This is a genomic window from Arenibacter antarcticus (assembly GCF_041320605.1).
Lineage (GTDB): Bacteria > Bacteroidota > Bacteroidia > Flavobacteriales > Flavobacteriaceae > Arenibacter > Arenibacter antarcticus.
Window position 1 is genome coordinate 2759320 of sequence record NZ_CP166679.1, and the last position, 14330, is coordinate 2773649.

The window sequence follows — 14330 nt, forward strand, 5'->3', positions numbered from 1 at the left end:
TAGCTCAGACGATGACTGTACCCAAGGGATCTATTATTGTAGATTTGGGGATCGTACCCCAGACCGTAAATAATGGCTTAAAACCCTATGGTTTGGTATATGAATTAATAAATATTAGGAAAGTTCCTGTAATCTGGTCTATTAACCTAACAAAAAGCAAAGATGGTACCGATTTTACAGTCGATGGACGTAATTTTAGTGGAGGGCCATTTATCATATCTAAACTATTTCTAGCTGACCCAAATGTACAAGCCACTATTACGACCTGGCAGGCTAAGGGGGTAATTACTTATACCACACTTACCGATGTTGAGGTACCATTATATCGGGAACTAAATATATGGCCCCAATGGGTACTCGATACAAAGAATGGAAAAATAGCCCAAAATTATTTAGACCTTGCAGATATACCATCTTCCGCTTATACCACAGCCTTACCTTCTGGTTTGGATGCATGTGATGACCTCTTTATTTTGCCACATGCCGATCCAAATTGGGGAGATCATGGTTATCTCTACGATTGGAACAAATCGTTTGCGGATGGAGGAAGTGAAGGATGGATTTGGTCTGGGTGTCATGCAGTCAGTGTTTTGGAATCACTGGTAGATCCATTAGATTCAAGCAGAAGAATGAATTTCTTATCCAATGATCCGTTACCTCATCCAGATCCAGCTCATTCTGATTTGGATGGTTATGGCCTTATAGATTTTGGGGACCATGATGATGGATCCCCGCCATATAACTATAGCAATCCTACAGATTCGTATATGCAGTTTATGGGTGTTTTAGACGGAGCAACCAACAATGGCTCCGAACAAATATACCTGCCTTATCCTACAGGTTCTTGGCGCGCTTCCACAATTGTTTCCGTATGGGACCCTTCACATACTGATATTAGCAATGGTAATTCACCTGGTATGGCAGCAAAAATTGCATATGGCCACGCCTTCGGAGATGCTGACCGAGGTAAAGTAATGTACGAGGGAGGACACGACCTTGCTAAAGGGTCTACCCAAGAACAAGTTGCTGCTATTCGTGCATTTTTGAATTTTTCATTTGATGCCCCAGCAAAGAAAGCACCGCAATTAACAAATACCTTAATTGTTCCAGAGATAGTAGAGGGAGGGGATGCAATAAATTTCGATGTAGATGCCTCCTCAACTTCGGGAAACTCTTACACTTTTACATGGACTAGTACTTGTTCCAATGGAACGTTCAGTGGAACTACAAATAGCTCCAACAATACAAAAACTTCATTTACTACAAGTCCAGCTACTATCCATGAAGAGTGTATTATTACCCTAACAGTGACCGACCTTTGTGGAAGGCAATCCTTTAAGTCCTATGGAATTAAAATAATCCCACCACCAGCACCACCTGTAGCGAATGATGATAATTATGTTACTTACAATTCTAACAGTATTACAATTGACGTCTTAAATAATGATACAGATGTTAATTTAAATATCAATTTTAGTACTTTCTCCCCTACCTCTTCATTAAATGTTCTTGGTGGAGAATTTTATAATAATGGCAATGGTAGTGTTTCCTTTGTTCCTAATAGTACTTTTACAGGTAGTGCAACTCTAACCTATCAAATATGTGATGATACTCCTGCGATAGACGGTGGACCTATGTGTGATACTGCCACTATTCATGTGGAAATTTATGACAGTGGATGTGCGAGTAATGAATATGTGTCCGGTACCACGTCCTATGGTCAATCTATTAGTAATGAAAAAGATTGGAAGGATTCCAAAAACGCTGAGGGAGCACCAGATGATAAATTTTCAAGGGCAGAAAAAGATAATGCTTATGTAGTAATAGATTTAGGTGGAAATGTCCTTGTAGGGACCACTATAAAATTTAGGGTATATAGTAATGATGATACGCCTACAAGTGGGACCCTAGATGCCAATGCGGCTTCAACTGGTTTTCCCAAGAATCCCATGAATGTCAATACAAGTGCCAAAAAGCCAGCTGTCGATATTATCTCCTATACCGTCACAGAAATGGGCACACGATTTCTAAGGGTGCAAGGTCAGAAAAATTTTGGTTTAGAGTCGGTTACTTATGAGAAGGAGACCTGTATTCCTTATCCTATTATAAACGCTATAGATGATGATTTTAGTACTAATGTTATCAACGCAAACCTTGGGGGAACGGCTGGTGATGTCACGGCCAATGATTTAATTGACGGCGCTCCATTTAATGACCCCGAGGTCTCCATAAGTGTAATTGATAACGACGGTTTAACAGGACTAACTATAGACGCCAATGGAAACTTGATGGTGCCTTTTGGGTTTAATGCAGGCACCTATAATATTGTCTATAAGATCTGTGAAACTCCAAGGTTAAACAATTGCGATAGTGCATTGGTCATAGTAACTCTTGATAGAGACTCAGATAATGACGGTATTTTTGATGAGGATGATTTGGATGATGATAATGATGGAATTCCGGATGTAATGGAATGTGTGATTACCGATAGTGGCCATGACGGATCTTATCCTTCCTCTAGTTTCTCATATAACATCACTAGTGCAGACCCCAGCAATGTAACTGAAAACCATGTTCTAAACTCTATTACCTTGAACGGTGATACCTTCTCTGATTTTATCGTCCCAGATTCTTATGTGCCCAATTTCAGTAATGTCAATAATACTAAGCGTGTGTACCTCATAGATCATTACACAGATTCCAATGATTTTAATACAGATCCAAACTTTATGACAAACATATTACCTGCGTTTCAAAGTCGAGATCTAAACTACTATCACACCCTGAATTTGAAGAATTTTACAAATGATAATTTCACATTGACCTACAATAATCCCATTACTACAACAGGAGAGGTTTTCCTTGCCCTTACAGAAAGAAATGGCAATAACCCCTATTTTGTGGAAGCCTTGGATGCAGGAAACAATGTATTGGGCAGCATAACCGTAAATGTAACGGATTATGTGGATACTGGCCACCAATTACATCCCTCGGCAACCGGAACTGCATATCTAGCATTGTTCCCCATTGATGACATCGCACCCTTGGGGAGTAAGATAAGGGCGTTAAGAATATCTTTTCCGGGGGCTACCTCAGATGGTCCGGATGGTAAAGTGTTTTTCTTTGGGAATTTCTCTGCAGCGAATTGCGATTCCGATGGTGATGGAATCCCAGATGTTCTTGATCTTGATTCTGATAATGACGGCATTTATGATGCGGTAGAAGCCGGACATAACCAACCACACACCAATGGTAAGGTAAATGGGCCGTATGGTCCCAATGGTCTAGCCAATGTTGTGGAAACTTCACCGGATAGTGGTGTTATTAATTATTCTTTAATAGATACTGATAGTGACGCAACGCCAGATTATTTGGATGAGGACAGTGATGGCGACAATTGTAACGATGCCAATGAAGCCTATCACGATCCCAATACCGATGCTGACAATAATGGAATGTATGGTTCAGGACTGCCTTCGGTATATCCTGATGGGACCGTAATGGGAGCAATGTACCAAATACCTGAAGATGCAGATGCGAACGGAATTTATGATTTTATGGAGTTTGGCGTAACGCCAACTATTACTACCCAACCCACCGATTTTAATATTTGCCCAGGTTGTATCGGGACAATCTTTGTAGAGGCAAGCCCTTCAGTAACTTACCAATGGCAGATTTTATTGGGGACAGAATGGACTAACATAACAGATTACGGGGTCCACAATGGCGTTGCGACAGATAAACTTACGATTACCAATCCCACACCATCGGACTCCAATAACAGCTATAGAGTAGTGGTTTCAAATTTTGTCAATGTTTGCGGGGTAGCAACCTCCGATAGTGCCACTTTAACCATAAAAGTGAAAACCGTAATTACCAATCGAAGAATTACCTATCGGGTGAAGAAAAACTAATAGTGCGTTATTGTATAGTCAAGTTGAATTCCATTCTTTTTAAGTGGCACCTATTCGTATGTAAAAAATTTTCGTTGTCCAATTTTGAACTAACAGAAAGTAGATTTCTTCACTGTTTTTTCATTTAGGTATGTCTCAATAATTAGGGAATCTCTGAAGGGTTATTTCAGCTGAAATATACTATCATAATGCAATAAATTTCACTTCCGTAGTTCAACACAAATCATATATATAAAGCTAATCTTTTTGTCGATAAAACACCTTGTTTAAAGGCTATATCGACCAATGACCACGGTTAAATATCGTCATTTTAATTGACCAAACCCCTAGTTTATTGCTCTATACAGTATTAAAATCCACTTACACAACATTTATTTTCGTCAAGGCCAGGGATAGTCAATATTTGTAGGGTAAAGTTATTTCCTTTCTGGAAATTGGATAATTGAACAAATACTACACCAACAGTATAATTAAAAGTTAGCATAAAGTAAACCAACCGTCATGACCAAAAAAATTCTACTACTTATTTTCCTGATATCCGGTTTTGCTTTCGCCCAAACCACAGTTACCTTGGAAGACCAATGTAATTGTGAGGTTTTAAGCGGGACACTTGTTACAGCGGCTGCGGCGGCAACTCCATCAGGTGCAGATATTGGAGATATTTATGTAAATACAAATACCGGGACGATATACTTTTGGGATGGCGATTCTTGGGAATTGACGGCTACGGACACGAATACTACCAACACGAGCTTGACGCAAGATGGTACGGATCTTATATTGACGGACAGTGAGAACAATTCTGTAACCTTGGCCCTTGCGGATATTGCTGCGGCGACGAATACAAATACAACGAATGCCAATTTTGCGGTAGTGGGTGCGGATTTAGTGGTCACTGACAGCGAAGGAAATACAGTTTCAGTTCCAATTGTAGATATAGCAGCCAAGGGTAACGGTATAAAGTCTACAGTGGACAATGGGGACGGTACGTTTACCTTGACCTATGATGATAATACGACATTTACTACCGCGGATTTAACTGGCCCACAAGGTTTAGCAGGAGCTGATGGTAACGATGGTCCTACTGGCCCACAAGGTTTAGCAGGTCCCACGGGTGCTGATGGTAACGATGGCGCTGACGGTGTTCAAGGTCCACAAGGTATTCAAGGAAATGACGGTCCCGCCGGTCCACAAGGTCTAGCAGGTATTGATGGTAACGATGGCGCTCAGGGGCCACAAGGTATTCAAGGTAATGACGGTCCTACTGGTCCGCAAGGTTTAGCAGGTGCTGATGGAAACGATGGTGCAGATGGTGCTCAGGGTATTCAAGGAAATGACGGTCCTACTGGTCCACAAGGGCCAGCAGGTACTGATGGTAACGATGGTGCTGACGGCGCTCAAGGTCCAGCCGGTGCTGATGGTGCGCAAGGTTCAGCCGGTGCTGATGGCAACGATGGCGCTGATGGAGCTCAGGGTCTGCAAGGAATTCAAGGAAATGACGGTCCTACTGGTCCACAAGGGCTAGCAGGTACTGATGGTAACGATGGCGCTCAAGGTCCTACTGGAGCGGATGGTGCTCAAGGTCCCACTGGAGCCGATGGTGCTCAGGGTCCACAAGGAATTCAAGGAAATGACGGTCCCGCCGGTCCACAAGGTTTAGCAGGAGCTGATGGAAATGATGGTGCTGACGGAGCTCAAGGTCCTACAGGTGCTGATGGTGCGCAAGGTCCAGCCGGTGCTGATGGCAATGATGGTGCAGATGGTGTTCAGGGTCCGCAAGGAATTCAAGGAAATGACGGTCCTGCTGGTCCACAAGGTCTAGCAGGTATTGATGGTAACGATGGTGCTGATGGCGCTCAGGGGCCACAAGGTATTCAAGGTAATGATGGCCCGACTGGCCCTACAGGAGCCGATGGTGCTCAGGGTCCGCAAGGAATTCAAGGAAATGACGGTCCCGCCGGTCCACAAGGTCTAGCAGGAGCTGATGGTAACGATGGTGCTGACGGTGCTCAAGGTCCAGCCGGTGCTGATGGTGCTGACGGAGCTCAGGGTCCGCAAGGAATTCAAGGAAATGACGGTCCTACTGGTCCACAAGGTTTAGCAGGTACTGATGGTAACGATGGTGCTGATGGCGCTGACGGTGCTCAAGGTCTGCAAGGTATTCAAGGAAATGACGGTCCTATTGGTCCACAAGGTCTAGCAGGTACTGATGGTAACGATGGTGCGCAAGGTCCAGCCGGTGCTAATGGTAACGATGGTGCTGATGGCGCTGACGGAGCTCAAGGTCCCACTGGAGCCGATGGTGCTCAGGGTCCACAAGGTCTACAAGGTATTCAAGGAAATGACGGTCCTGCTGGCCCACAAGGTTTAGCAGGAGCTGATGGTGCTGACGGTGCTCAAGGTCCACAAGGAATTCAAGGAAATGACGGTCCCGCCGGTCCACAAGGTTTAGCAGGTGCTGATGGAAACGATGGCGCTGACGGAGCTCAAGGTCCTACAGGTGCTGATGGTACGCAAGGTCCAGCCGGTGCTGATGGCAATGATGGTGCAGATGGTGTTCAGGGTCCGCAAGGAATTCAAGGAAATGACGGTCCTGCTGGTCCACAAGGTCTAGCAGGTATTGATGGTAACGATGGTGCTGATGGCGCTCAGGGGCCACAAGGTATTCAAGGTAATGATGGCCCGACTGGCCCTACAGGAGCCGATGGTGCTCAGGGTCCGCAAGGAATTCAAGGAAATGACGGTCCCGCCGGTCCACAAGGTCTAGCAGGAGCTGATGGTAACGATGGTGCTGACGGTGCTCAAGGTCCGGCCGGTGCTGATGGTGCTCAGGGTCCGCAAGGAATTCAAGGTAATGACGGTCCTACTGGTCCACAAGGTTTAGCAGGTACTGATGGTAACGATGGCGCTGACGGTGTTCAAGGTCCACAAGGAATTCAAGGAAATGACGGTCCCGCTGGTCCACAAGGTCTAGCAGGTATTGATGGTAACGATGGCGCTCAGGGGCCACAAGGTATTCAAGGTAATGATGGCCCGACTGGCCCTACAGGAGCCGATGGTGCTCAGGGTCCGCAAGGAATTCAAGGAAATGACGGTCCCGCCGGTCCACAAGGTCTAGCAGGAGCTGACGGTGCTCAAGGTCCAGCCGGTGCTGATGGCGCTCAGGGTCTGCAAGGAATTCAAGGAAATGACGGTCCCGCCGGTCCACAAGGTTTAGCAGGAGCTGATGGAAATGATGGTGCTGACGGAGCTCAAGGTCCTACAGGTGCTGATGGTGCGCAAGGTCCAGCCGGTGCTGATGGCAATGATGGTGCAGATGGTGCTCAAGGTCCACAAGGAATTCAAGGAAATGATGGTCCTACTGGCCCACAAGGTTTAGCAGGAGCCGATGGTAACGATGGTGCTGATGGAGCTCAGGGTCCCACTGGAGCCGATGGTGCAGATGGTGCTCAAGGTCTACAAGGAATTCAAGGTAATGACGGTCCTACTGGTCCACAAGGTTTAGCAGGTACTGATGGTAACGATGGTGCTGATGGCGCTGATGGTGCTCAGGGTCCGCAAGGAATTCAAGGTAATGACGGTCCTACTGGTCCACAAGGTTTAGCAGGTACTGATGGTAACGATGGTGCTGATGGCGCTGACGGTGCTCAAGGTCTGCAAGGTATTCAAGGAAATGACGGTCCTGCTGGTCCACAAGGTCTAGCAGGTATTGATGGTGCTGATGGTGCTGATGGCGCTCAGGGTCCACAAGGTATTCAAGGAAATGACGGTCCTGCTGGCCCACAAGGTTTAGCAGGTGCTGATGGTAACGATGGCGCTCAAGGTCCTACTGGAGCGGATGGTGCTCAGGGTCCACAAGGCCTACAAGGAATTCAAGGAAATGACGGTCCTGCTGGCCCACAAGGTTTAGCAGGAGCTGATGGTAACGATGGCGCTGACGGTGTTCAAGGTCCAGCCGGTGCTGATGGCGCTGACGGAGCTCAAGGTCCCACTGGAGCCGATGGTGCTCAGGGTCCACAAGGAATTCAAGGAAATGACGGTCCCGCCGGTCCACAAGGTTTAGCAGGAGCTGATGGAAATGATGGTGCTGACGGAGCTCAAGGTCCTACAGGTGCTGATGGTGCGCAAGGTCCAGCCGGTGCTGATGGCAATGATGGTGCAGATGGTGCTCAAGGTCCACAAGGAATTCAAGGAAATGATGGTCCTACTGGTCCTTCAGGAGCTGATGGAAATGATGGCGCTGACGGAGCTCAAGGTCCTACAGGTGCTGATGGTGCGCAAGGTCCAGCCGGTGCTGATGGCAACGATGGCGCTGACGGTGTTCAGGGTCCGCAAGGAATTCAAGGAAATGACGGTCCTACTGGAGCGGATGGTGCTCAGGGTCCAGCCGGTGCTGATGGCAACGATGGCGCTGATGGAGCTCAAGGTCCACAAGGCTTACAAGGAATTCAAGGAAATGATGGTCCTACTGGCCCCACGGGCGCTGATGGCGCTCAGGGTCCGCAAGGAATTCAAGGAAATGACGGTCCTATTGGTCCACAAGGTCTAGCAGGTACTGATGGTAACGATGGTACTGACGGCGCTCAAGGTCCAGCCGGTGCTAATGGTAACGATGGTGCTGATGGCGCTGACGGAGCTCAAGGTCCCACTGGAGCCGATGGTGCTCAGGGTCCACAAGGTCTACAAGGTATTCAAGGAAATGACGGTCCTGCTGGCCCACAAGGTTTAGCAGGTATTGATGGTAACGATGGTGCTGATGGTGCTGATGGTGCTGACGGAGCTCAGGGTCCGCAAGGAATTCAAGGAAATGACGGTCCTATTGGTCCACAAGGTCTAGCAGGTACTGATGGTAACGATGGTACTGACGGCGCTCAAGGTCCAGCCGGTGCTAATGGTAACGATGGTGCTGATGGCGCTGACGGAGCTCAAGGTTCCACTGGAGCCGATGGTGCTCAGGGTCCACAAGGTCTACAAGGAATTCAAGGAAATGACGGTCCTGCTGGCCCACAAGGTTTAGCAGGAGCTGATGGTGCTGACGGTGCTCAAGGTCCACAAGGAATTCAAGGAAATGACGGTCCCGCCGGTCCACAAGGTTTAGCAGGTGCTGATGGAAACGATGGTGCAGATGGTGCTCAGGGTATTCAAGGAAATGATGGTCCTACTGGTCCTTCAGGAGCTGATGGAAATGATGGCGCTGACGGAGCTCAAGGTCCTACAGGTGCTGATGGTGCGCAAGGTCCAGCCGGTGCTGATGGCAATGATGGTGCTGACGGTGCTCAAGGTCCGCAAGGAATTCAAGGAAATGACGGTCCTATTGGTCCACGAGGTCTAGCAGGTACTGATGGTAACGATGGTGCTGATGGCGCTCAGGGGCCACAAGGAATTCAAGGAAATGACGGTCCCGCCGGTCCACAAGGTTTAGCAGGAGCTGATGGAAATGATGGTGCTGACGGAGCTCAAGGTCCTACAGGTGCTGATGGTGCGCAAGGTCCAGCCGGTGCTGATGGCAATGATGGTGCAGATGGTGCTCAGGGTCCACAAGGAATTCAAGGAAATGACGGTCCTGCTGGTCCACAAGGTCTAGCAGGTATTGATGGTGCTGATGGTGCTGATGGCGCTCAGGGTCCACAAGGTATTCAAGGAAATGACGGTCCTGCTGGCCCACAAGGTTTAGCAGGTGCTGATGGTAACGATGGCGTTGATGGCGCTCAGGGTCCACAAGGCCTACAAGGTATTCAAGGAAATGACGGTCCTGCTGGCCCACAAGGTTTAGCAGGAGCCGATGGTAATGATGGCGTTGATGGCGCTCAGGGTCCACAAGGCCCACAAGGTTTAGCAGGAGCTGATGGTAACGATGGCGCTGACGGTGTTCAAGGTCCAGCCGGTGCTAATGGTAACGATGGTGCTGATGGCGCTGACGGAGCTCAAGGTCCCACTGGAGCCGATGGTGCTCAGGGTCCACAAGGAATTCAAGGAAATGACGGTCCCGCCGGTCCACAAGGTTTAGCAGGAGCTGATGGAAATGATGGTGCTGACGGAGCTCAAGGTCCTACAGGTGCTGATGGTGCGCAAGGTCCAGCCGGTGCTGATGGAAACGATGGTGCAGATGGTGCTCAGGGTATTCAAGGAAATGATGGTCCTACTGGTCCTTCAGGAGCTGATGGCAATGATGGTGCAGATGGTGTTCAGGGTCCGCAAGGAATTCAAGGAAATGACGGTCCTGCTGGTCCACAAGGTCTAGCAGGTATTGATGGTGCTGATGGCGCTCAGGGTCCACAAGGCCTACAAGGTATTCAAGGAAATGACGGTCCTGCTGGCCCACAAGGTTTAGCAGGTGCTGATGGCGCTGACGGAGCTCAGGGGCCACAAGGTATTCAAGGAAATGACGGTCCTGCTGGCCCACAAGGTTTAGCAGGTGCTGATGGCGCTGACGGAGCTCAGGGGCCACAAGGTATTCAAGGAAATGATGGTCCAATTGGTCCTACAGGAGCCGATGGTGCTCAGGGTCCGCAAGGTCCTACGGGCGCAGTAGGTCCAGCAGGAGATCCAGCGACAGATGATCAAACCTTGTCCACAAATGGAGATCCAGGAGATATAAGTATCTCAGGCGGAAACACTATTAGCTTAAATGTTAATGATGCCGATTTTGATCCTACCAATGAACTGCAGACCTTATCACAGACAGGTACCGATGTTACTTTGTCAAATGGTGGAGGAAGTATATCAGTAGCAGATAATGATAACGACCCTACTAACGAGATTCAAGATGCATCCCAAGTAAGTTATACCAATACAACATCAGGATTAGCAGCAACAAATACTCAAGCAGCAATTGATGAATTGGCAGCAACAAGTACAGATGACCAATATGATGACGAAGTTCTACTACGTGTGCCTATTGACGTTGATGATGCTGGCAAAACAGTGGTAACGAATGAAACAACCATACAGGAGGTAATACAAGCAATTGCACCTATTACTTCAAAAGCGGCAAGGATATTTTATCCTCCTTCTATTGCGGTAGATGCTTCATCAACTGGAACAGGAAGAAAAATAGATTTACATGATCAGTACATTACTCAATTTGGATCGCCTATGGTGTCCAGTAATTTAGCGCCTACTGCAATTCCGACCTATGCCAATACAGAACTTTATTACTATGTTACACATTATGATAATTCGGTGTTTGACAATGTAAGTGTTGACGAATTTGGGGAAATGACCTATGATGTGATCGCAACACCAACAGATTACAATTCCTTGATCAATGTAGTTTTTGTTGTAAAATAAATTAAAAAACCCAATAACCAATTACAACCAACAATTTGAGACCGAACAATCTTTATAGATTATTATTAATCACGCTGGCCTTTGCTTTGCTGAACATAACGGCCTTACATGCCCAGTTTTTGTTGCAGGCATCTAACAGCAGTGATGAACACAACTATAAATGGTATGAAGCATCAGATAGGAATACGATCTTAGGGACCGATTTCTTTTATGAGGTATCCCAACCTGGAATTTATTTTGCTACCTATGATGGGACTCTTTGTGGATCCAATGCCAGTGGTTATTTTATTGTGACCGATTGTTCCAATCCAGATAACGAGGTTGTATTGGATATTTCCAATAACGTAGGTCCAGCCGCCACCTTAAGTTGGTCACCCTCTGTTAGTGGCGATCAATTACGGCCTATGGTTACAGCCACCCAAAGTGTTGCTCGATATACCGCTACGGTAACAAAGGCGGGAAATTCTTTTGATCTCCCCAATTTTACAGTGGTATGTATACAACAGGCCAGTATTTTGGAGGACGATTTTGTGACGATGAATGAAGACGACTCTGTAGTTGTACCCATATTCGATAATGATAGCAATATCCCATCAGATGGTATACTGACCAGCTCAAATCCGTTTAATGGCAATGTATTTATCGCGGATAATAGTACGCCCAACGATCCATCGGACGACATAGTTACTTTTGTTCCCAACCCTAATTTTAATGGGAATACTTCTTTTACCTATACTGTTTGTAATTCCAAGGGCGATTGTAGTACTGCTATCGTAAATGTAAATGTGCTACCAATTGTGGACGCCTTTGAGGATGCTGTAGTTACTTTAGAAAATGAAGCCATTGAGGTCGATGTTATGAGGAACGATAATGACATACCAGTTATCGGCACTTTTATAACCTCCATCCCACCAAATGGAACAGTGGTGGTTAATGATAACGGAACACCAAACAATCTTACCGATGATACGCTAACCTATACTCCCAATACCGATTATGTGGGAACTGACCAGTTTACCTATACCTTGTGTGACGATTCGTTAAATTGTAGTACAGCAAGCGTTAGAGTTATAGTAAATGCGGTGGGTATAGTGAATCTAGATACTGATAACGATGGGATTCTAGATAGTTTTGAAGACCTAAATCTGGATGGCGATAACGATCCATCTACCGATCCAACGGATTCCGACGGCGATGGAATTCCTGATTATTTAGATATTGATAGTGATAATGACGGTATCCCCGATAATGTGGAAGCTCAGACTACTTTGGGTTATATACCACCCAGTGGTATAGATGCCAATAATAATGGTTTGGATGATGCTTACGAACAAAATGGCAACCTTGGACTGTTCCCTGTTGACACGGATGGGGACGGTATGCCCGACTATCTGGATGAGGATAGTGATGATGATGGGGTGCCCGATTATATTGAAGGGCATGACCATAATCACGATGGTATCCCAGATGTAGTTTTCATTGGATCCGATAAGGATAACGATGGTCTGGACGACGGATTTGAAGGTGCTGTACTTATCGATATAGATGTAAACGATGAAATAGACGACCCATTAAATGACCTTCCCAATACGGATGGAGACAATGAGGTGGACTTCAGGGATCCCGATGATGATGGGGACGGTATTCTTACCAGAGATGAAGATACCAATGGCGATGGGAATTGGGCCAACGACGATTTTAATGGCGACGGTATCCCGGATTATTTAGACCCCGATATAGTTGTTTTGGAAGATGGATTGGAAGTGTTTAATGTGATTACTCCCAATAATGACGGAATCCATGATGTGTTGACCATTAAAGGAGTTGAAAACTATCCAAATAATACGATCAAAATATACAATCGTTGGGGGGTTCTGGTATATGCTACCAAGGCTTATAATAATAATTCTAATTATTTTGACGGAACCTCTAAGGGAAGGGTAACCGTAGACCAAGACAATAAATTACCGGTAGGTACTTATTTCTATATATTGGAGTATGCCCAAACAGATCAAAGTAAGCCTACTACCCTAACGGGATATATTTATATAAATAGATAAACGAATGCTATACCCAATAAAAAGACGATTTTCACATCATCAATTTTCATTTTTGTGCATGCTGATCCTTTTATTATTGGGGTTAGAAGTTAAGGCGCAACAAGATGCCCAATATACCCAGTATATGTATAATACGGTAAGCGTAAACCCTGGGTATACAGGGTCTAGGGGCCATATAAGTATTGCGGCCCTTCATAGGTCGCAATGGGTCGGTTTGGAGGGTGCACCCACTACACAGACCTTAAATATACATTCTCCGATTGGATATAGGGGAGTAGGCTTGGGGGTTTCTGTTGTGAACGATAAGATTGGGCCTACTTCAGAAACCTATTTTGATGGCGATTTTTCATATACCATCCATACCTCTAGTGAGGGTAGATTGAGCTTTGGTCTTAAAGCCAGTGCACATCTATTGGATATACGGTTCTCTGAATTAAACCAGGATTATACTAATCCCGGAAAGGTCGATCCTACCTTAGAACACGATATCGACAATAAATTTTCCCCCAATATTGGTGCAGGTGTGTATTATCGCACCAATAAATATTATGTAGGACTCTCAGTCCCTAGATTTTTACAGACCACACATTTTGACGGGCAATCACTTTCAACCGCTCAAGAGCAGATGAATTTTTATCTGATAACAGGCTATGTCTTTGATTTGAATGCCAATTTAAAATTTAAGCCTACCCTATTGTCGAAAGTAGTACAAGGCGCACCCTTGCAATTAGATTTTTCTGCCAACTTTATACTCAATGATAAATTTATTTTGGGGGCAGGGTATAGATGGGATGCCGCAGTAAGTGCTATGGCCGGATTTCAAATATCAAGTGAGTTTTTAATTGGTATCGCATATGACAGGGAAACCACGGAATTAGGGCAAGCTGTATTTAATGATGGTTCTTTTGAGATTATTCTACGCTACGATTTTATAAAGCAATTGACCAATTTAAAATCTCCCCGATTTTTCTAATATTCATCAATTAAGCAGTAGTTTTCCTTCCTTCTTCAAAGTTTCTTTTTAAGAAAGACTTAACCCTTATAATAAGGGAAAGCCTTATTTTTA

Annotated in this window: 4 protein-coding genes; all 4 read left to right on the forward strand. The window is 45.9% G+C overall.

What is annotated here, in order from left to right; translation table 11 throughout:
* Positions 1–11 precede the first annotated feature (11 nt).
* The 4 genes from KCTC52924_RS11345 (at position 12) to KCTC52924_RS11360 (ending at position 14237) form a co-directional block, all read left to right on the forward strand.
* A complete protein-coding gene (locus KCTC52924_RS11345; protein WP_251809420.1) occupies positions 12–3914 on the forward strand; it encodes an Ig-like domain-containing protein in 3903 nt (1300 codons plus the stop codon).
* 501 nt (positions 3915–4415) lie between these two features.
* Entirely contained in the window at positions 4416–11204 is a 6789-nt protein-coding gene (locus tag KCTC52924_RS11350) for a hypothetical protein (protein ID WP_370671463.1), read from the forward strand.
* A 35-nt stretch (positions 11205–11239) separates the two neighbouring features.
* Positions 11240–13264, forward strand: a complete 2025-nt coding sequence (locus KCTC52924_RS11355) for a gliding motility-associated C-terminal domain-containing protein (RefSeq protein WP_370671464.1) — start codon at positions 11240–11242, stop codon at positions 13262–13264.
* Between the two features lie 58 nt (positions 13265–13322).
* Positions 13323–14237 (forward strand): type IX secretion system membrane protein PorP/SprF, encoded by a 915-nt coding sequence (locus tag KCTC52924_RS11360; protein ID WP_251808537.1) that lies wholly within the window; start codon positions 13323–13325, stop codon positions 14235–14237.
* The last annotated feature ends 93 nt before the right edge of the window (positions 14238–14330 follow it).